The organism is Halovenus anhuiensis (assembly GCF_037080055.1).
In the GTDB taxonomy this organism is placed as follows: Archaea; Halobacteriota; Halobacteria; order Halobacteriales; family Haloarculaceae; genus Halovenus.
This window is the reverse complement of record NZ_JBAOJI010000001.1, coordinates 249,562-267,904: the sequence shown is the minus strand read 5'-3', so window position 1 is coordinate 267,904 and position 18,343 is coordinate 249,562. Positions and strand designations below refer to the sequence as shown.

Genomic DNA, 18,343 nt, shown 5'->3' with positions numbered 1-18,343 from the left:
CGACCACCATCTTATTGTCCGTGACTCCCGTCACCTTCGAGTATGCATCGACGGCGGTTTCTGCAGGCCGGCGGGGGAGTTGTCGCCGTAACTGTCCTCGGGAGTCCCGCCAGCGGCGCGCAGTCCGGGGACGACGCTACCTCGCTGGCGCCGCTGGGATCGGTCGAGGTATCCGGGGCGACGGACTGTACCGTCCAGGAGGAGTTCGCCTACATCGCTGCCGACGACGGCGTTGCTGTCGTCGATATCTCCCAGCCGGAGTCACCGACTGTCGTCGCCGAGCGACGAGATATCGAGACCGGGACCGGAGCGCCGTTTCAGGACGTACTCGACTGCTGGGTCTGGGAGGACCGACTGGTCGTCGGCGGCCCGGGCAATTTTAACCCGAACTCCGCACACGGATTCGCGCTGTACGATATTACCGATCCGACCGAGCCGGAACAACTCGCATTCTACGAAACTGGCCAGCCGATGGACGGCGGATTCTACATTCACAACCTCTATATCGACGAAGGAATCGTCTACCTGACCGGTAGCGCCGCGCCAGCGAATCCGCTGGTAATGGTCGACGTGACGGGGGCAGAGCCGGAAGAGGTCGGGCGCTGGTCGCTCAACGACTATGACGAGGGATACGCAGACGTACAACGAGCCTCCCGAAGTCTCCACGACGTGACGGTACAGGATGGCATCGCGTACATCCCATGCTGGGATGCCGGGACGTGGATCGTCGACGTGAGTGATCCGCAGAATCCCGCGGTACTGGCCAGCATCGGCGAGTACGACCTCGCTGACCTGCGGCCGTTCTCCCAACCCCAAGCAATCCGCGAGTCGCTCTCGCCGCCGGGGAATGCGCACTACACGATGATCAACGACGACGGCTCACTGCTCGCCGTCGGCGAAGAAGGCTGGGACTTCAACGGCTCTGGCGGCCCCGGCGGCATCGACCTCTACGACGTGGAGGACCCAGCAGATCCGCAGCATCTCGCCCGGATCGATCCACCGCCCGGTGAGGATCAGACGCGATCCGGCCGATTCACCAGCGCGCACAACTTCGATTTCGCCGGGGATCAGTTCTACAGTTCGTGGTACTACGGCGGCGTGAAGATTCACGATATCAGCGAGCCATCGAACCCCGAAGAGATCGGACACTGGCGCAATTCCGAACAGACGAGTTTCTGGACCGCCGAGGCCGCAACGGATGGATTCGTCGCGACCAGTGCAGATGTCTCGAAGATCCTTCGAGAGAATCCACCCGCCGTTCGCGAAGCACTCTACGTCTTCCCGGATTCTCCCGAAGCGATAACTGGCCAACCAAAGGTGGCGACTGAAGACTCCGACGGCTCCGGCCCAGGCTTCGGCATTCCCGCGGCCGTCGGCGGCGCGCTGGGCGGGTACTGGCTCCAGCGATACCGCGAAAAGGACTGACCGCGCGGCCGGGGGCGAAGGCCGGTTTTATAGGGATCGCTCGCTGACATCGAGTCGATGTCGAACGCGAAAGGGGACCGTCGGGAGCGAGAACTCGTCAACAAACTCGACGAGGCGGGCTTTGCCGTGATGCGCGCGCCGGCAAGCGGCAGCGCGACCGAGCGCGAACTACCGGACGTGCTGGCCGGCAACGGAGGGGCCTTCTACGCAATCGAGGCAAAGTCCTCTGCCGGCGATCCGATCTATCTCAGCGGCGAGGAGGTCTACGCGCTGGTGTATTTCTCGCGGAACTTCGGCGCGAAACCCCGGATCGGTGTCCGGTTCGACCGCGAGGACTGGTACTTCTTCCATCCCGACGATCTCTATCAGACCGACGGCGGCAACTACCGAGTCAAAAAGGAGACGGCACTCGCAGATGGCGTCGATTTCGACGAACTGACCGGCCACTCCGAGAAGGTGACACTCGACGAACTCGGCGAAGACGAGGACGACTCGCAGGATGCCTCGGATATCCGGCCGATCATCGAAGCCATCGAACGCGGTGATCTCTCCGTCGAGGATGGCGTCGAGATGCTCGACTCGTAGGTTGACTGAAACGAGGCGAGAGCGCGTTTGCAGCCGGATTTTTTGTGCTGGCTCTCTACGGTGCTGGTATGACATTCAGTATCTGCGTGCGGGAGTCGTACGAGGACGACACCGGGACCGAACAGACGCGATTCGGCGTCGCCGTAACGACTCGACTGGCGGGCGTGGGGAACCTCTGTCCGTTCGTCAACGAACACGGCGCTGTCGCAACACAGAGTTTCGTCAACACGGAACTCGGTCGGAAGGGCGTGGAGTATCTTGCTGATGGACTCCACGTCGAGGATGCGCTCGACGCCTTGCTAGCGGCAGACGACGGCAGTCCGCAGCGGCAACTCCACGGCGTCGGCCACGAGGGAGAATTTGCCTTTTCGGGCGAGGAGTGCAAAGACTGGTACGGGGATGTCGTCGGCGAGAACTACACCGTCGCCGGAAATCTCCTCACCGGCGAAGCCGTCATCGAGGCAGTCGCGGAGACGTACGAGGAGAGCAGCGGCGACGACTTGCCGCTCGCGAAGCGACTGCTCGACTGTCTCGCGGCCGGCTACGCCGAAGGTGGGGACAAACGCGAGGAGTTGCACGTCCAGAGCGCCGCGATTCGTGTCGCCAAGACGGAAGACGAGCCGGTGAGTCCGGCGTACAACGACATCCGTGTCGACGCGACAGAGACGCCGATTGTCGATCTGAGAGAGACAATCAAACTCGCAACCGAGAGCTACGAGATGGCCCTGGAGCGATACGAGGAGGCCTACGAAGAAGACGACGAGAGCGGAATGTGAGTACTCGACCTGGGAACTATCTTGTGTGTCCGGCCCTGAATGGCGGGTATGGCTCAGGAGACGGACCAGAACAACGTCTACGGGACGGAACTGCTTCCCTGTAGTACCGACCCGCAGACGGGGTATCTCAGGGATGGCTACTGTCACGAACACCCGCAGGATCGGGGTTGTCACGAACTCTGTGCGGTCGTCACCGAGGAGTTTCTCGAATACAGCAAAGCACAGGGCAACAATCTGATCACGCCCCGGCCGGAGTTCAACTTTCCCGGACTGGACCCCGGTGATCGGTGGTGTCTCTGTGTCGACCGCTGGATCGAGGCCGAGGAAGCCGGCGTCGCGCCGCCGGTCGTCCTCGAAGCGACCAACGAATCTGTGCTCACTGACATCGACACCGAGACGCTGAAAGCGTACGAATACGAGGGCTGATGCGGTCAGTTGGAAAGCTACCACTTATTTGATAGTAACGGCCGGACAGTCTTCTATGCTGGATCTGTTGCTGCCCGACAGTCCGACGCGAATCAGCGTGGCCGAACAGCGTGAGGCCCTCTCGGACACCAGCGACGAGGACGAGTGAGTGGTTCTCGTCGTCAGGTCGCCGTTTTGAGAGAGTCGGATCGAGCCGAACGGTGAGACCGCACTCTCCTCGGTGGAAATTCCAGCATTGATAACCCTCCGTCACGTATCACTGATCGAATGCGGATCGAGTGTCTCGGTGGATCGGACCCAGAATTGGCGGTCATCGGTGGTATTCACGGCGACGAACCATGCGGAATCAACGCAGTCGAGCGATTCCTCGCGGATCCGCCGGAGTTAGACCGGGCCGTGCAGTTCATCATCGCCAACGAAGAAGCGATCGAAGCGGGCGAGCGATATCTCGAAGAGGATCTCAACCGGGCGTTCCCCGGTGATCCAGATGGCCCCACACACGAGTCTCGACTGGCAGCCCAACTCACCGAGCAACTCGACGACTGTCTCACTTTCTCGATGCACTCGACGCAGTCCTACGATGGGACCTTCGCACTGATTCACGAACCCGACGACCGCGTCACACCCGTGCTGAAACACCTCTCGGTCGACGCCGTCGTCGACGTGGGGAGTCACTCGAAGGGTCGGTTGTTCGACGCCGTCCCGACCACCGTCGAAGTCGAGTGTGGCTATCAGGGCTCCGAACAGGCGACCGAAAACGCCAGCCGGTTGCTCCGTGAGTTCCTGGGCGCGACCGGCGCGTTACCGATGGAAACTCGGCCGGAGGCCGATCCGGTGCCGCTGTTCCGACTCGACCGACAGATCCCGAAAGCCGAAGCCAGTAGCTACCACGTCTACGCCTCGAATTTCGAGCGCGTCGCACAGGGCGAGTCCTTCGCCGCCGCCGACGACCACGAAGTGACCGCTGACGAACCCTTCTATCCAGTCCTCATGTCACCGTACGGGTACGAGGCCGTCTTCGGGTATACAGCCCAACGGCTCGGAACTGTCGAGGAGTTCGATCAACTGGCGGAGTGAGGGCGTGACGGCGGAGATGACATATTTTATATGAGATACGGTACAACTACTGCCCATTGGCATGACAGAACTGGAGGAGATCAGATCGACCGTCGACGAGTCAAATCCCGGTGAGTGGATTCCGTTTCCCGATATGGGGACCTGGACGTATCGCGACGAGGTCGAGCTTCGAATTCAGCGGTACGAACAACTCGACTCGAATTTCCAGCAGCCGTGGACGCAGCATCTCCAGGCGAACAGCCAGAGTTTCGGCTACGTCGTCTACTATAGTGACTCGCCGGTCGAGTATCACGAAATCGCGAGCGTCGACAATTTCCGCGCGCACATTCCGTTGCCACAGCCGCCGTCGGGTCCGAACGATCCCTACACGATCACGCCCTATCAGGCGACGATTGGCAGAATCATCACCGGCGATCAACAGACCTTCGAGGCTTATCTCAACAACACGGGCGTTCAGATCCAGCGCTGAGCTGTTTTACTCCTCGGGTTCGAGTTCGACGAGCGTCAGATCTCGATCCAGTCGGCAGTGATCGTGTGGCGGTTCGCCTTCGACCGAGGCGATGCGGTACTCCTTGTCCGGTGATCCCCCGACCGGGACGCAGTACTCGTGGCTCGGACAGCCAGTGTGTGGACAGTCGCCGCCGAGTTTCGATTTGCTCCCGCTGTAGGCGTTCGCGCTCGGGACGTTCGCTTTCATGCCGGCCGGTTCGACTTCGACGGCCGTCACGCCGGTGTCGTGGACGCCGCAGTCGAGCGTGCTCGCGTTCTCTCGGAGGTTTGTCACGCGGTATCGGCGTCCCTCGGTGAGGTTGAGACACTGATCGCGGTACGGACAGCCCTCGCAGGCAGCGGCTTCGCCCCGATAGACGAACTCCTCGCCCTCCGTCGCTAGCCGTGTCCCGATCAGCGTCAGCGTTGCCATACCTGACTAGTCGCCGCCCAGCCGATTAAGTCTCTCGGGACGGGGAGAGGGAATGTTTAGTATAACAGTGTTCGGGCTGGTGGCTACTGCTAACAACCAGAAAGCCCCGGCGTGCTCCGGCCCCGGGCGAAGTAAGGCGCGAGACGCTACGCGTCTCGGCATGTGCGAACGGCGGAGCCGTGAGCAGGCCCCGGATAGGCAAGCGAACGGGGGGCTTTCTGGTTCTTCGAGACGACAATCACGCCGCTAAAAGATACTCATAGCAGACCGGCAGGCTTTTTCGAGCCGCTACGGATCAACAGATATGACCGAACGCGGGCCACTGACGGCAGTTTCGCCGCTGGACGGACGATACGCGCGGTACACCGAACCGCTGACTCCCTACGCCAGCGAACAGGCGCTCATGCGGGCGCGGGTAGAGGTGGAAATCGAGTATCTGATCGCACTCGCCGACCTCGACGCCGTTTCGTTGTCCTTCACCGAAGAAGAAATCGAAACGCTACGAGCAATCTACGAGGAGTTTGATGACGAGGACGCAGATGTCATCAAACAGCTCGAAACCGAGGGCTACGGCCAGTACAGCGCGACGAACCACGACGTGAAAGCCGTCGAGTACTTCATCCGCCTTCGTCTGCCCGAGGAAACCGAAATCGATCAGTGGATTCACTTCGGGCTGACCAGCGAGGACGTGAACAACCTCGCCCACCGCCTGCTCGTCGACGGCGCAGTCGAGGAGGTCTTGCTCCCCACACTGTACGAACGCCGGGACGACCTCGTGGAACTGGCCCAGCAGTACCGCGAAGTACCCATGCTCGCCCGCACGCACGGCCAGCCAGCCACGCCGACGACCTTCGGCAAGGAGATGGCCGTCTACGCCTCCCGACTCGGCCAGCAGATCGCCCGCATCGAACAGGCCCACGAGGGACTCTCCGGCAAACTCGCCGGTGCGAGCGGCACCTACGCCGCCCACCACGCCGCCTTCCCGGAGGTCGACTGGCCCGCATTCGCCGAAGACTTTGTCGCCGAACTCGGCTTCGAGCACGAACCGCTGACGACGCAGGTCAACCCCTGTGACGACCTCGCCGAACTGTTCGACGCGCTGCAGGGCGCGAACAACGTCCTGCTGGATCTCGACCTTGATGCGTGGCTGTACATCTCCGACCGGTATCTCGGTCAGCAGACCGTCGAGGGTGAAACTGGCTCCTCGACGATGCCACACAAAGTCAACCCGATCGACTTCGAGAACAGCGAAGGAAACCTCTCGAAAGCGAACTCGGATCTCCACTTCCTCGCTGGCTACGTGACCAACTCACGGCTCCAGCGTGACCTCTCCGATTCGACGGTCAAGCGCAACATCGGGGCCGCCTTCGCGCACTGTCTCATCGGCTACCAGAAACTCGGCAACGGGCTGGCGAAGGTCGTCCCGAACGAGCAGGTCATGCGCGAGGAACTCGAAGCGACGCCGGAGATTATCGGTGAGGCTGTCCAGACCATCCTCCGCCGGGAGGGTCACACCGACGCATACGAGCAGGTCAAGGAACTCACCCGTGGCGAGCGCGTCGAACTGGACGATTTCCAGGAGTTGTTCGCCGACCTCGACGTGCCCGAGGAGGTTCGCGCAGAGTTGCGGGCACTGACGCCGACGGGCTACACCGGCGTCGCAGACGAACTGGTCGGCGGCCTCGAATAGGGATTCAGTCGGCTACTCGCCGAAGGAACTGAGATCTGTCTGTTGTTCTGCTGTCGGCTCCGTCCCGTCTTCGACATCGCTCGCTGATCGATCACGTCGCTGTGAGAGCGACGCCCGTCGCCTGATGGCTGGGTCCGTGAGCGCTTCTTTTGCCCGGTCGTCGAGTCCAGCCCACGTCTCGCGTGCCTCCCGTCGCCGACGCTCGAAATCGACGACAGGGAGGGGGTAATCCTCGCCGATACGAACACCACACTCCTGCTGAACCGACAGCGGCGTCTTCTCCGGGCGCGGGAGAAAGTCCGCGGGCAGATCGGCGAGTTCCGGAACGAACTCGCGGATGAACTCCCCATCTGGATCGTTCTCTCTGACTTGCTTGCGAGGGTTGTAGATGCGCAGCGGGTGGACGCCAACGAGGCCGGACTGCATCTGCCACTGCTGATAGTTGATGCCCGGTTCGGCGTCGATCAGATGGCGGTAGTACCAGTCCGCGCCTGGCTTCCACCAGCAGCGAAGGATGTAGGAGTAGAAACTCGCACACATTGCTCGCATGCGGAAGTTGAGCCAGCCTGTCTCTCTGAGTGCGCGCATGCTCGCATCGATCATCGGAAAACCTGTCTGGCCGCGCTTCCAGGCCCGGGCGAGGTCAGAATCGTGTCGGTCCCGGTTCATCCCGCGAAACACTGGATTGACGGCGTGCTCGGTCGCCGTCGGATTGTCCTGCAGTTTCTGTCGAAAATGCTGGTTCCAGAACAGCCGAGAGTGGAACATCTCGACGGCACGGTTGTGCATCCCCTCGTCGTCGGCATGTTGGTAGACTTCTCGTAGCGAGAGACAGCCGAATTTGAGATACGGCGAGAGCCGCGAGGTGCGCTCTCTGGCTGCCGCCGGTGGTGAGATACCGCCGATGTACTCGTCGATATTCCCAACGAAGGTTTCCAGTCGCTCTCGCCCGCGCCGACAACCGCCTCGAATGGTCCGCTCTTTCGTCGAGTCGATGTCGTACTCGGCTTCGATATCGGAAATCGTGGCAGTCGAGTCTACATTCGATCCAACTGTATCCGGTGGGTCGTGCGGGTCGGCTGTGAAGTACGCCTCCGCTTGCTTCTGCCAGTTCGAGCGCGAGTCGCCGTCGCGGACGATTGCGTCGTCTCCGAACGTTCGTACGTCTTCCCGGGCAGCAATTCGTTCGTCGCGTTCGCGGGCGTAACCGGCACTCGGGGCTGCGTTGAAATAGAGACAATCTGCGTCGTCTAGTAGTTCGTCCAGTACGTCTTCTGCGCTGCCGTGTCGGAAGGCGAGAGTCCCACCTAACCCGTTGTACTCGGCAGCGAGTTGGTCGAGCGATTCGTGGAGGAACTCGATACGGCCGTCGCAGACGACCTCACTCCGATAGAAGTGTGGGTCGAAGACGAAGACCGGATGGGCGGTTCCCTCGGCCGCAGCGACAGCGAGCGCGGCGTTATCCCGTACTCGGAGGTCGTTTCGGTGCCAGACGACGATATTCGTCGTCATTGCTCGGCGTGGCTGGGACGTTGCTCGGGACTGCTCGTCTGGGTACCTGAGAACCCGTTCGACTGCGTTTTGACCCGACGTGATTGCCGGTCGACCAGCGAGTGCTGGAACCGGTCGTGGGTCTGCTCGCGGAGGTCCGCTGCGACCTCGGCGTCGATATCGGGGACGATGGCATCACCGCCCCAGAACCCACCAGAGGTGGCCGTGTCGACGGCGAGGGTCGCCAGATCGCGCCGTCGCTGGAAGATCGATTGGGCGCTCGATACCGTCTGGACGCGGTAGTATGGGACGATAGTCGTCCGACGAGTCCAGAATCCGACTCGCGTGATGACGTACTTCTCGCCCACAGCGTAGCCGATGTTCTTCCACTTCAGGTGTGCGGCCGGCGGGACGAAGATCCAGAGCGCGGCGGTCGCGTACCAGAACGGGAGAGCATCGGTAGCGAGGTGGAAACCACCGGTGATCACCGTGAGGAGGCCGACAACGATCGTGTACCGGGCAATGTAGCGCAGTCGGGCCCGTTTCGGGACTCGCTCGAACTCCGGATCACCGATGTCCTCGATCGTTCGCGCTAACTCGAACACCCGTTCTCGTTTCGCGATCGGCACCGCGGACTCGACGTTGTCGCCCTGACCGGGTGCGTAGCCGGCGGTTTCGATAGCCAGGCTCCCGTAGCCGACCGACCGCGCGAGCAGGTTCTCACGGATCATCAGCGTCTGGATCTTCGAGAGCGGGATGGTTCCGTCGTACTGCTGGAGCAGGCCCCGCTTGTACCGCAGTTCCTCGTCGTGGCGGTAGAGTTTGAAGCCGTAGTATCTGAGTACGGCCTGAACTCCGCTTGCGATCCAGAGAACGACGAGTCCGGCGATAGCAAAGGCCGGACCGAGCAACAACAGAATACCCAAGCGAGGCGAGACCTGCTCGGCCGCCACCGGTGACACGATCACGAACAGTCCACCGAGCAACCCGAGCAGCCGAACGTTGGCAGAAGTGAGGCCAAGCACCCCGAGTTCTCGCTGACTGAGTTCGAAGAGGATGTCGTTCGACGCTCCTGGATCTCGTTCGCTAACGTCGCCCTGTTTGCGCTTGCTGATGAGTTCCTGCAGACGGGTGGCTTCCTGTCGGCTCACGTACTGGAGTCGAGCCTCCGAATCACCACCTCCGCCGGCGGTTTCGAGCCGTATCTCCGCGATTCCGAGCCCGCGCTGGAGGACGTTCTGCGCGATATCGACGTTCTGGATCCGGTCGAACGGAATTTCTCGTTCGCGTCGGGAGAACACCCCCGAGTAGATATCGAACGTATCGGCGTCGAGACGATACTCGTAGGCCCGGACCTCTGCAGCCTCCCAGATTCCGACGAGCACCATCCCGACCAGCAGGAAACCGAAAAGCGAGCCGACGCTACTGGTGCCGCCGCTGAAGAGACCGATGATGAGGAATCCACCAATCCGGGTCGCATTCTCCAGAATGCGGTACGGGACTGATCGGTAATCGAGTTTCATAGTGCGTCGTCGCCGTCGGCCTCGATCGCGAGTTCTTTGAGCCGTTGCTGGAGGTCACGGGCCTCGTTCGGCTTCAGCCCCGGGACGGAGACGTCGGCCCCGCGAGAGCCGGCCGTGTAGACGACCAGCGTCGAGAGTCCAAGCGCACGTTCGAGGGCACTCCGACTCGTGTCGACGTGCTGGATGCGCACGTACGGAACGATCGTTCGAACGTGGGTCACGACTCCGCGTTCGAGATACAGCGAGTCTTCGCGGATCTGATAGACCCAGACCCGATAGCTCAGGACGACCCAGACCACCCCCAGCGCCAGCAGGAGTCCGATGGCGAGCAGTCCGAACTGCATCGGGACCGGAAGAGCGCTCAGAACGGCGGTGAGGAGCAGTCCGAGGACGACCGCGAGAATCGTGACTCGAATCGTCCACTGGATCTGGACCGTACTGTCGAGTGACCGTCGGTCAGTGGTGTACTCGGTGATCGGTCCTCGTTCGAGTTCCGCCGTCTGCGTTTGGATTTGGGCGAGGCGCGCCCGGGTCGGTTCGGCCAGGACCGAGTTCGTCTGCTCGCCGGGTGCCGAGCCAGGAGCCGGGGACTCGCCATCCTCGACCGACCTGGTCCGCCGTGAGTCGGCTGCTGTCGAGCCGTCTGGTCGCGTCTCGGGGGTTGCTGGCTCGTCTTCGGAGTGATCGCTGGCCAACCGATCAGTCTCGTCGCCGTGAGCACCGTCACCTCCGTCAGTCATCACCATTGTCTCGTGGCGGTAGGCTGTTAAGTCCCCGGGTGCCGGTGGTTTCTCGGGTGAAATTCTACAGTTCCGGTCGTCTGGAACGGCTCCGGGAGACCCTGTTGGACGCTCTGTCGACCGCGTAAAATCATCGCAACGTATTTTCACTGTCGTATCCCATCATCAAACATGACACAGAACGAACTCACACGCGCGAGCGAGCAACTCGAATCCGCTGCCAGCGAAACGACCGCCGAAGACGCGAGCGAGCGTCTCACCGAACTGGCCGGTCAGGTGACCGACATTGCAGAGGGGGAGACGAAAGCCGATCACGGCCGGATCGCACGCATTCAGGCCGCCCTCGACGAACTCCAGTCCGCTGTCGGGGACGACGTCGCCGAGACAGTCGATGACGCCCGAGACGAACTCAGTTCCTTCCGAGAAGGGCTCGACGGCGTCTAATTCTGCGCTAGAGCCGGTCTAGTTCCGGTTCGTTTGGTAGCGAGTTCTCACCGAGAGACACTCGGCTGGGACTTATTGCGGTTGCACTGATAGCTACGCACATGATCCCGCCGATTGCCAGTAATTTCATCGCCGGCGAGAACGAGGATGCTGCGCTGGAATACGTCGACCAACTCAACGAACGGGGCGTTGGGGGGATTCTCAACCTGCTCGGTGAACACTACGACGATTACGGAGAGGCGACGGCAGATACGGATGCCTACGTCGAACTCGTCGAGGAGATCAGTGACCGGGATATCGACGCCTGTATCTCGGTCAAGCCGAGCCAACTGGGTGTCGACGTGAGCGGGCGACTGTTCGAGCAAAATTTCGAGCGAATCGTCGAGGCAGCGGACTGTTTCGTCTGGCTCGATATGGAAGATCACACGACAACAGACGTGACACTCGATACCTTCGAGCGCCACGCCCGCGAGACGGGCGGAAACGTGGGCGTCTGCATACAGTCGAATCTTCATCGAACCGGCGACGATCTGGCCCGGCTAGCTGATCTTCCCGGGAAAGTCCGACTCGTCAAGGGGGCGTACTCCGAACCGCAAAAACTGTCCTACACCGACAGAGAAACAGTCGATGCCGTCTACCGGGACCAACTCGGCTACATGTTCCGGGAGTTCGACGACGGCGTCGCCGTCGGATCTCATGACCCGGCAATGATCGAGCACGCCCGTGACCTCCACGACGAATACGGCACCCCCTACGAGATTCAGATGCTCATGGGAGTGCGTGAGCAGGCCCAGTTCAGTCTCGCAGCGGAGTCCGGGGCGGAAGTCTATCAGTATATCCCATACGGAACCAAGTGGCTCTCGTACTTTTATCGGCGACTGCGCGAGCGCAAGGGGAACATCTCGTTTGCCGCTCGCGCAATCGTCGGCTCGTAGGCAGCCGACGAGATAGCGAATGAACCACAAGAGGACTTTTGACCGCGCGTTGAGTTAGTATCACACATGACAGAGATACACAAGCAGTACATCGACGGTGAGTGGGTCGACGGGGAGGGGACGGAGACGTTCACCAGTTACAATCCAGCGACCGGTGACCAACTCGGGGAGTTTCGGCGCGCAACAGAGAGCGACGTAGCCGAGGCGATCGCCGCCGCCGAGGCGGCGTTTCCGGAGTGGCGTTCGCTCTCTCGGATCGACCGGGCAGAGTATCTCTGGGATGTCTATCACGAACTGCGCGAGCGCCACGAGGAACTCGGCGAGATCGTCACCCGCGAGTGTGGCAAGGAGATCTCTGAGGGGAAAGCCGACGTGACGGAAGCGTGGCACATGGTCGAATGGGCAGCGGGGGATGCCCGTCACCCGGACGGTGATGTCGTGCCGAGCGAAATCGCGGCGAAGGACGCATACATGCGCCGGAAACCCCGCGGTGTTGTCGGCTGTATCACGCCGTGGAATTTCCCAGTCGCCATCCCATTCTGGCACATGGCTGTCGCGCTGGTCGAGGGCAACACCGTCGTCTGGAAACCCGCCGAACAGACACCGATGTGCGGCCAGATCATCGCCGAGATGATGGTCGACGCCGGGGTTCCCGACGGCGTGTTCAACCTCGTCCAAGGCTTCGGCGACGCGGGCGCTCGGATCGTCGACGACGACCGCGTCGATACCGTCCTCTTTACTGGCTCTGCGGAAGTCGGCCACGAAGTCGCCGAGAAGGTAGCCAGTCACTCCGGCAAGCGAGCGGCCTGCGAGATGGGCGGTAAAAACGCCGTCGTCATCACCGAGGAGGCAGATCTGGATATCGCGCTCCACTCGGCGGTGATGAGTTCGTTCAAGACGACTGGCCAGCGCTGTGTCTCTAGCGAGCGACTGATCGTCCACACCGATATTTACGACGAGTTCAGAGAGCGGTTCGTCGATATCGCCGAGGATGTCGCTGTCGGCGATCCACTCGACGAGAACACTTTCATGGGACCGCTGATCGAGGCCGACCACGTCGAGAAGGTCACGGGCTACAACGAACTCGCACGCGAGGAGGAGGTGAACGTCCTCGTCGACCGAACGGAACTCGACGGCAGCGAGATTCCGGATGGCCACGAGGAGGGACACTGGGCCGGACCGTTCGTCTACGAGGCCGATCCGGATGCAGACCTTCGCTGTACGAGTGAGGAAGTGTTCGGACCACACGTTGCTCTCATGGAGTACGAGGGTGGGATCGAACGTGCGGTCGAGATTCACAACGACACCGAATACGGCCTCGCGGGAGCCATCGTCTCCGAGGATTACCGTCAGATCAACTACTACCGCGATCACGCAGAAGTTGGTCTCGCGTACGGCAACCTCCCCTGCATCGGCGCGGAGGTCCAACTCCCATTCGGCGGCGTCAAAAAATCCGGCAACGGCTACCCCTCCGCACGCGAGGTGATCGAAGCCGTCACAGATCGAACCGCGTGGACGCTGAACAACGCCAAAGAGATCGAGATGGCACAGGGACTCTCTGCGGATATCAAGACCAGAGACGAACGGTAAGTCGACAGTTCGACCGTTTTCGACACCAAAATATTTACTAATTAGACGTGTCTAATCTTTCGTAGTGAGAGCCGAGATTCTATCGAAGGTGAACGGAGATGGCTGATTTTCTGACTGTCGTGATCGTCGCCGCGGGTGCACAGTTGGCAGTCTTGCCCGGAGAGAAAGTACAGCTGATCATCGCCAGTCTCTCGGCTCGGTACCATCCGATGCTCGTCGTCGCAGCGGCCGGGACAGCGTTTGCTGGCTGGACAGCACTCGAAATCCTGTTCGGAAACGCGATACAGAACGTGGTCCCAGGGTTGTATCTCGATCTGATCACGGCCGCGCTGTTCATCGTCTTTGCAGTCCTGCTGTGGCGGTCGATGCCCGAACCGGATAGTCAGCCAGCAACAACTGACGGCGGTGAGTTGACGGTCGGGGAGGACCTCGACGTTTCGTTGTTCGGACGGGACGTGCCGAATGCGCTCGGTGGGTTCCTACCAATTTTCGCGATGATGGCCGCTGGGGAGTTCGGCGACAAAACGCAGTTGATCACGATCACACTGGCCGCCCGGTTCGGTGCCCATCCCGGCATCTGGGTCGGTGAGATGCTGGTCATCATCCCCGTGAGTCTGGCAAACGCGTACTTTTTCCACACGTTCTCGCACAAGTTCGACGTGCGGAAAGCCCACATGTTCGGGGCTGCGCTGTTCGTCTTCTTCGCCGCGGACACGCTGCTGGCCGTGACGACCGGCTTCTCGGTGTGGGAAACCATCGTCGACAGTGTGGCGGGACTGCTGCAGTCGTTGATCTGAGTCGTCGGGACGGAACGCTCTTTATGGATCATCTGGTACGTCCGAGTGGCCGATGACGAAACACTCCCTCCGAGAGTGCGTGAGTAGCGTGCTCGGATGACGAACCCTATGAGTGCCGAGGCCTTCGACTGTGGGACCGTCATTGGTCCTATAACTTCTGGAGATTCGATTATAGCAGTCAAAACGGGCAATTTCGAGACGAGCGTCAGAAACAGTCTACGCAGTATAGGTCAGGCTGCTGCGTCGAGTTCGTCGTAGACCTCGCCAAAGTTGTCGTACTCGTGGCTCTGGTCGATTCGGACTTCGTCCACTATTTCCTCATCTTCAACTTCGTAGAATGCGAAGCCTCCACCAAAGTACTCATCATAACTGTCGTCTCCTGGCACCACAGTATCAATCACACCGTTAAGTTCTGGGTCATCAATGTACTTGCCTACGGCAAAGCTAGCTAGATCTCTGATATCGCTGAAATCTGCATCAACATTGGAATCATTGTAATCCAACATCGTACGGGTCAACTGCTCAGTAGCGCCCGTAGTCATTGTGATATTGTTTACTATTCCTACTGGATTTTCTTCCGGGTTGTAATCTATATATTCTTCAGTCCCGATGTCAAATACCATTTCTACAGCGCTATCTTTAGCCTCTTCAAATGTTACTCCCTGTCTGTCCCATTCGTCGGTGTGGAAGAGGATTGGGTGTTGGTATCTGTCTGCGTCTGCGATTTCGCTTGGGTCGTTGATGACTCGCCAGTCCTGTATCTCTGTATGGAATTGTGCTTCTCCATCTCCGTTCCAGTCCCCGAGTCCTGCAAAAGCCCTTATCTTGTCGTCATCGGGAGAATACATCATTCCTTGTCTCACGGCACCATCGTTCATGGGTACTTCCCAAGCTAATACATCATAATCGTGGTGATGCTGATATGCTTCTCTAATCGCGACCGCTGTCTCTTTTGTAGATATAGGAGTGTCTTCATCATATCCTATTGTTACCAATAGATTATGACCCAAATCTAGGGATTCTTCAACTGTATCGGCGTTAAGCCACGCTTCTTCATCATAAGTGTCGGGTGAATCGGTGTGGCTTTTGAATAAATTATTTTTAGATTGTTCATAAAGTGAATCGTCGACCAAAGCTTGTACCATGTCTTCTAGTGGTGCATCGCTTACCTGGTTGACGAATATATCGAAGTTGCTGTCTCTGATCATTCGCAGTGCTTCGAAGTCTACGGTATGGTCGTCGTTCTCTCTTTCTGTAGAGAAGTCGAATGTAGGGTGTTCTTGTCTTACTGAACCCGGATTTTCTACATACTGTCCGAGCTCACTCCGCAGAGCATCATTCCTTCCTGGCTTCATATCCCACCGGTAGTTTGCTGGGCGATCAACATTCTCTTCCTCATCGGTGTCTGTCTCTTCTTCGTCGTCGGTCGGCGTGTCATCTTCCGGAGTATCAGTATCCGGCGGGGTATCAGTCGGTGTATCTGTAGATTTATCTGTAGGAGTATCGTCTTCGTCATCCTGAGATCCAGAACAGCCGGCGATTAGTGTCGACACTACGATACCAGAACCGTAGAGGAAACGCCGTCGTCTCATTACCGGACGCTTTCCAATCCGAGTAGCAAAATAGTTCTGCAACTGCGAGAACCGCGGATGGCCCGCATTCACGACGCTAAAACTGCCAGAGTCATAATTCCTACAGAGTGCCCGGTGATGCAGTCACCACCAAGCTACAGGCCCAGCGGTTTCATCCGGTGCAGATACCCCACCTGTGCGTCGTCCCTGTCGACTCCTATGCAGATGTCTGCCGTCTCGCTCGGAGAGGAACCTTCTTGTGTGATACAGTCGTATCACAGCATATGAGCACCGACAGCGACGCTGGGGCGGACGGCGAGATGGAGAAAATCAACGTTCGAGTACCGAAGACGCTTCTCGCCGACATCGACGAGGTGTGGGAGGAACGCGGATACGCGAACAAATCCGAGTTCGTCCGCGATGCGCTCCGTGACGCTGTCGAACCGCCGACGCAACTCTCCGAGGAAGCGCTACAGCATCTCGCCGAGAGCCGCGAGCAGCGCGACGACGGCGACACGGTGTCGCAGGACGACGTGAAGGACCGCCTCGGCATCGATGACTGAGGTCGAGTGGACGCCGAAAGCACTCGACCTGCTCGAAGGCCTCGACACCGAAGTACAAGAGCGACTGGTGAAGAAACTCGACGAAGCGAAAGACTGGACCTCCCACCGACTGAAAAAACTGACCGGCTACCCCTACTACAAACTCCGTGCTGGCGACTACCGCGCAATCATTACGTGGGACCGAGAAGACGACCGCCTCATCGTCGAAGCCGTCGGGCATCGTCGGAACATCTACGACCGACACCTCCCGCCCTGAGATTTCCGTCCGAATCCGGCGTAGCTACAAGCCCAGCGGTTTGATGCAGTCCAGATACTCCTCTCGTGCCTCGTCTCTGTCAACCCGCGTGTAGATGTCCATCGTCTCGCTTTCGGCATCGCCACGGATGTACTGGAGGACGTGCTGTTTCATCCCCTGATTCCGCATCAGTGTCGTGAACACCGTCCGAAAAGTGTGCGGCGTGAACTTCTTGTGAAACCGGTCCTCGCCGTCCTCCATGACGCCCTCGCTGACTGCCGCCTCGCGGACTGCTCGTTGAATCACGGTCTTCGTCAACCGGTCGTCACGGATACTCACGAACAAATAATCCAAATCTGTGTCCCGGCGAATCAGCTTGAACCGTTTGATCGTCCGGATCGTTTCGCGGTCAATCGGCACGACTGTCTGCTTCCCACCTTTCCGCTCACGCAGTCGAATGAATCCTTCCTCAAGCATCAGGTCGTCCATCTTGATATCCAGCGCCTCCTCCAACCGACACCCAGTCTTCGCCAGCAAGACAGCGACCGCCTTGTTCCGCGGATTTGGAATCGTCTTCACGATCTTCTTCGCGTTCTCCCACGTCGCACAGTCCGGACGCTGCCGGATCTGCTTCGGAATCTCCTCCAAAACGACGCCAGCGGGATTCCCAGTAATCTCTTCGAACCGTGGTCGCTTCATCGCATAGCTGAAGAAGGCGGACAGCGATTCGGGGTACCGTCGTTTCGTGTTATGACTCACATCGCGGTCGTCAAGGATACGCAGATACTCCTCAATGTGCCGCACCTCCGTCTCTTCGGGCGTCAGGTCGGGGAAGTGCTCGTGGTAGTACCGCTTGAGAACCCGGCTGTAAGAGTTCAGCGTTCGTGGACTGCGTCCCGTCGTCTGCTTCTGCTTGATGAAGTCGTTGATCGCGTCGTGCTTGTTCTCGTAAACCGTCTCGTACCAATCGTCAGCCATCACCGGTCACCTCCTCCAGCAAGTCGCCACCCATGACCGTGCCCGAACTCGACTTCCTCCCGAGCAGCCAAGAAGTACAATTCGTCCTCGACCGGTTCCCGCAGCAACTCATCCAGCGTGTCGCTCTCGATGACTTTCTGTGAGACCTCGTCGAAGGTCTGGTAATCCTCGGTGAGGAACTGCTTCAGGAACGCAGAATCGTCGATCATCACCGAATCCCTGCTCTGCTGGTTCGCCTCCGCCAGTCTGTCTTCCAGTTCCTCAATTTTCTTCTTGAGTCGCTGGACTTCCTGATCGCTGTCCTGGGGCGCGAGGAAGCCTTCCTCCCTGATTGCCCGGGCTTCTTGGATCAGTTCGTGCAGGTACTTACTAGTACTCTTATAATTTTTCTCGTCTGCTTCTTGCTGCCACGTCTCCTTGTGGCTCATCGGTACGTAGATTTTCACCAGTCCGGTGTCTTGCGACATACCCATGTTCTCCTTCCAACCAGTCATCTAACAACACCTCTTTCCATCTCCACATCTATGACATACCCATCAATATTTTTATAGTTAGTACTAACCGGAGCCTCCGTG

General features: G+C 59.5%; 20 protein-coding genes. 13 read left to right on the top strand and 7 right to left on the bottom strand.

The genetic code is table 11. The features are described from left to right. Positions 1 to 42 precede the first annotated feature (42 nt). From V8P86_RS01385 to V8P86_RS01360, 6 genes are all read left to right on the top strand, one after another. Positions 43 to 1,425 (top strand): LVIVD repeat-containing protein, encoded by a 1,383-nt coding sequence (locus tag V8P86_RS01385; protein ID WP_336325444.1) that lies wholly within the window; start codon positions 43 to 45, stop codon positions 1,423 to 1,425. 57 nt (positions 1,426 to 1,482) lie between these two features. Then, positions 1,483 to 2,010 carry a Holliday junction resolvase Hjc gene (hjc, locus tag V8P86_RS01380; RefSeq protein WP_336325443.1) on the top strand — a complete coding sequence of 176 codons (528 nt, stop codon included), beginning with the start codon at positions 1,483 to 1,485 and terminating at the stop codon, positions 2,008 to 2,010. Between the two features lie 68 nt (positions 2,011 to 2,078). Further along, entirely contained in the window at positions 2,079 to 2,786 is a 708-nt protein-coding gene (locus V8P86_RS01375) for a DUF1028 domain-containing protein (protein WP_336325442.1), read from the top strand. 48 nt (positions 2,787 to 2,834) lie between these two features. After that, positions 2,835 to 3,212 carry a DUF2237 family protein gene (locus V8P86_RS01370; protein WP_336325441.1) on the top strand — a complete coding sequence of 126 codons (378 nt, stop codon included), beginning with the start codon at positions 2,835 to 2,837 and terminating at the stop codon, positions 3,210 to 3,212. A gap of 267 nt (positions 3,213 to 3,479) precedes the next feature. Then, positions 3,480 to 4,289, top strand: coding sequence for a M14 family metallopeptidase (locus tag V8P86_RS01365; RefSeq protein WP_336325440.1), 810 nt, complete (start codon positions 3,480 to 3,482; stop codon positions 4,287 to 4,289). A 61-nt stretch (positions 4,290 to 4,350) separates the two neighbouring features. Further along, positions 4,351 to 4,758: a hypothetical protein gene (locus tag V8P86_RS01360; RefSeq protein ID WP_336325439.1), complete on the top strand. Its 408-nt coding sequence runs from the start codon at positions 4,351 to 4,353 to the stop codon at positions 4,756 to 4,758. 6 nt (positions 4,759 to 4,764) lie between these two features. Here the strand turns inward: V8P86_RS01360 and V8P86_RS01355 are convergent, their stop codons facing one another. Further along, on the bottom strand, positions 4,765 to 5,211 hold the full coding sequence (locus V8P86_RS01355) for a UPF0179 family protein (RefSeq protein ID WP_336325438.1): 447 nt from the start codon (positions 5,209 to 5,211) through the stop codon (positions 4,765 to 4,767). 304 nt (positions 5,212 to 5,515) lie between these two features. Between V8P86_RS01355 and purB the strand changes: the two genes are divergently transcribed. Next, positions 5,516 to 6,901, top strand: coding sequence for an adenylosuccinate lyase (gene purB / locus V8P86_RS01350; RefSeq protein ID WP_336325437.1), 1,386 nt, complete (start codon positions 5,516 to 5,518; stop codon positions 6,899 to 6,901). A gap of 12 nt (positions 6,902 to 6,913) precedes the next feature. On the opposite strand, the gene V8P86_RS01345 is transcribed toward purB, so the two are convergent. Genes V8P86_RS01345 through V8P86_RS01335 form a run of 3 tightly spaced genes read right to left on the bottom strand, consistent with a single transcriptional unit; the run spans position 6,914 to position 10,655 of the window. Further along, a complete protein-coding gene (locus V8P86_RS01345) occupies positions 6,914 to 8,413 on the bottom strand; it encodes an FAD-binding domain-containing protein (RefSeq protein WP_336325436.1) in 1,500 nt (499 codons plus the stop codon). Beyond that, on the bottom strand, positions 8,410 to 9,915 hold the full coding sequence (locus V8P86_RS01340; RefSeq protein ID WP_336325435.1) for a PH domain-containing protein: 1,506 nt from the start codon (positions 9,913 to 9,915) through the stop codon (positions 8,410 to 8,412). The genes V8P86_RS01345 and V8P86_RS01340 overlap by 4 nt, the downstream gene beginning before the upstream one ends. Next, complete coding sequence (locus V8P86_RS01335) at positions 9,912 to 10,655, bottom strand: PH domain-containing protein (RefSeq protein ID WP_336325434.1); 744 nt, start codon at positions 10,653 to 10,655, stop codon at positions 9,912 to 9,914. Before V8P86_RS01335 ends, V8P86_RS01340 begins: the two co-directional genes overlap by 4 nt. 171 nt (positions 10,656 to 10,826) lie before the next feature. Between V8P86_RS01335 and V8P86_RS01330 the strand changes: the two genes are divergently transcribed. The 4 genes from V8P86_RS01330 (at position 10,827) to V8P86_RS01315 (ending at position 14,421) form a co-directional block, all read left to right on the top strand. Further along, positions 10,827 to 11,099, top strand: a complete 273-nt coding sequence (locus tag V8P86_RS01330; protein ID WP_336325433.1) for a DUF7553 family protein — start codon at positions 10,827 to 10,829, stop codon at positions 11,097 to 11,099. A gap of 101 nt (positions 11,100 to 11,200) precedes the next feature. After that, positions 11,201 to 12,034, top strand: a complete 834-nt coding sequence (locus V8P86_RS01325) for a proline dehydrogenase family protein (RefSeq protein WP_336325432.1) — start codon at positions 11,201 to 11,203, stop codon at positions 12,032 to 12,034. Between the two features lie 66 nt (positions 12,035 to 12,100). Then, the gene (locus V8P86_RS01320; protein WP_336325431.1) at positions 12,101 to 13,624 is read left to right on the top strand and encodes an aldehyde dehydrogenase family protein; all 1,524 of its coding nucleotides are present in this window, start codon (positions 12,101 to 12,103) and stop codon (positions 13,622 to 13,624) included. 98 nt (positions 13,625 to 13,722) lie between these two features. Then, on the top strand, positions 13,723 to 14,421 hold the full coding sequence (locus V8P86_RS01315) for a TMEM165/GDT1 family protein (protein WP_336325430.1): 699 nt from the start codon (positions 13,723 to 13,725) through the stop codon (positions 14,419 to 14,421). Between the two features lie 230 nt (positions 14,422 to 14,651). Here the strand turns inward: V8P86_RS01315 and V8P86_RS01310 are convergent, their stop codons facing one another. Then, positions 14,652 to 16,013, bottom strand: coding sequence for a hypothetical protein (locus tag V8P86_RS01310; protein ID WP_336325429.1), 1,362 nt, complete (start codon positions 16,011 to 16,013; stop codon positions 14,652 to 14,654). Between the two features lie 263 nt (positions 16,014 to 16,276). Between V8P86_RS01310 and V8P86_RS01305 the strand changes: the two genes are divergently transcribed. Together V8P86_RS01305 and V8P86_RS01300 are read left to right on the top strand one after the other, a co-directional pair. Beyond that, on the top strand, positions 16,277 to 16,555 hold the full coding sequence (locus V8P86_RS01305; protein ID WP_336325428.1) for a ribbon-helix-helix domain-containing protein: 279 nt from the start codon (positions 16,277 to 16,279) through the stop codon (positions 16,553 to 16,555). After that, positions 16,548 to 16,811, top strand: a complete 264-nt coding sequence (locus tag V8P86_RS01300) for a type II toxin-antitoxin system RelE family toxin (protein WP_336325427.1) — start codon at positions 16,548 to 16,550, stop codon at positions 16,809 to 16,811. Before V8P86_RS01305 ends, V8P86_RS01300 begins: the two co-directional genes overlap by 8 nt. A gap of 24 nt (positions 16,812 to 16,835) precedes the next feature. Here the strand turns inward: V8P86_RS01300 and V8P86_RS01295 are convergent, their stop codons facing one another. Together V8P86_RS01295 and V8P86_RS01290 are read right to left on the bottom strand one after the other, a co-directional pair. After that, positions 16,836 to 17,768: a tyrosine-type recombinase/integrase gene (locus V8P86_RS01295; protein ID WP_336325426.1), complete on the bottom strand. Its 933-nt coding sequence runs from the start codon at positions 17,766 to 17,768 to the stop codon at positions 16,836 to 16,838. Further along, positions 17,768 to 18,235, bottom strand: coding sequence for a hypothetical protein (locus V8P86_RS01290; RefSeq protein ID WP_336325425.1), 468 nt, complete (start codon positions 18,233 to 18,235; stop codon positions 17,768 to 17,770). Before V8P86_RS01290 ends, V8P86_RS01295 begins: the two co-directional genes overlap by 1 nt. Positions 18,236 to 18,343 lie beyond the last annotated feature (108 nt).

Bases quoted from the DNA above. Each gene is read 5' to 3' on its own strand.
- V8P86_RS01335 (WP_336325434.1), bottom strand. From the start codon at position 10,655: ATGACTGACGGAGGTGACGGTGCTCACGGCGACGAGACTGATCGGTTG.
- V8P86_RS01295 (WP_336325426.1), bottom strand. From the start codon at position 17,768: ATGGCTGACGATTGGTACGAGACGGTTTACGAGAACAAGCACGACGCG.
- V8P86_RS01340 (WP_336325435.1), bottom strand. From the start codon at position 9,915: ATGAAACTCGATTACCGATCAGTCCCGTACCGCATTCTGGAGAATGCG.
- V8P86_RS01375 (WP_336325442.1), top strand. From the start codon at position 2,079: ATGACATTCAGTATCTGCGTGCGGGAGTCGTACGAGGACGACACCGGG.
- V8P86_RS01385 (WP_336325444.1), top strand. From the start codon at position 43: ATGCATCGACGGCGGTTTCTGCAGGCCGGCGGGGGAGTTGTCGCCGTA.
- V8P86_RS01300 (WP_336325427.1), top strand. From the start codon at position 16,548: ATGACTGAGGTCGAGTGGACGCCGAAAGCACTCGACCTGCTCGAAGGC.
- V8P86_RS01290 (WP_336325425.1), bottom strand. From the start codon at position 18,235: ATGTCGCAAGACACCGGACTGGTGAAAATCTACGTACCGATGAGCCAC.
- V8P86_RS01370 (WP_336325441.1), top strand. From the start codon at position 2,835: ATGGCTCAGGAGACGGACCAGAACAACGTCTACGGGACGGAACTGCTT.
- V8P86_RS01325 (WP_336325432.1), top strand. From the start codon at position 11,201: ATGATCCCGCCGATTGCCAGTAATTTCATCGCCGGCGAGAACGAGGAT.
- V8P86_RS01315 (WP_336325430.1), top strand. From the start codon at position 13,723: ATGGCTGATTTTCTGACTGTCGTGATCGTCGCCGCGGGTGCACAGTTG.
- hjc (WP_336325443.1), top strand. From the start codon at position 1,483: ATGTCGAACGCGAAAGGGGACCGTCGGGAGCGAGAACTCGTCAACAAA.
- V8P86_RS01355 (WP_336325438.1), bottom strand. From the start codon at position 5,211: ATGGCAACGCTGACGCTGATCGGGACACGGCTAGCGACGGAGGGCGAG.
- V8P86_RS01310 (WP_336325429.1), bottom strand. From the start codon at position 16,013: ATGAGACGACGGCGTTTCCTCTACGGTTCTGGTATCGTAGTGTCGACA.
- V8P86_RS01360 (WP_336325439.1), top strand. From the start codon at position 4,351: ATGACAGAACTGGAGGAGATCAGATCGACCGTCGACGAGTCAAATCCC.
- V8P86_RS01305 (WP_336325428.1), top strand. From the start codon at position 16,277: ATGAGCACCGACAGCGACGCTGGGGCGGACGGCGAGATGGAGAAAATC.
- purB (WP_336325437.1), top strand. From the start codon at position 5,516: ATGACCGAACGCGGGCCACTGACGGCAGTTTCGCCGCTGGACGGACGA.
- V8P86_RS01345 (WP_336325436.1), bottom strand. From the start codon at position 8,413: ATGACGACGAATATCGTCGTCTGGCACCGAAACGACCTCCGAGTACGG.
- V8P86_RS01365 (WP_336325440.1), top strand. From the start codon at position 3,480: ATGCGGATCGAGTGTCTCGGTGGATCGGACCCAGAATTGGCGGTCATC.
- V8P86_RS01320 (WP_336325431.1), top strand. From the start codon at position 12,101: ATGACAGAGATACACAAGCAGTACATCGACGGTGAGTGGGTCGACGGG.
- V8P86_RS01330 (WP_336325433.1), top strand. From the start codon at position 10,827: ATGACACAGAACGAACTCACACGCGCGAGCGAGCAACTCGAATCCGCT.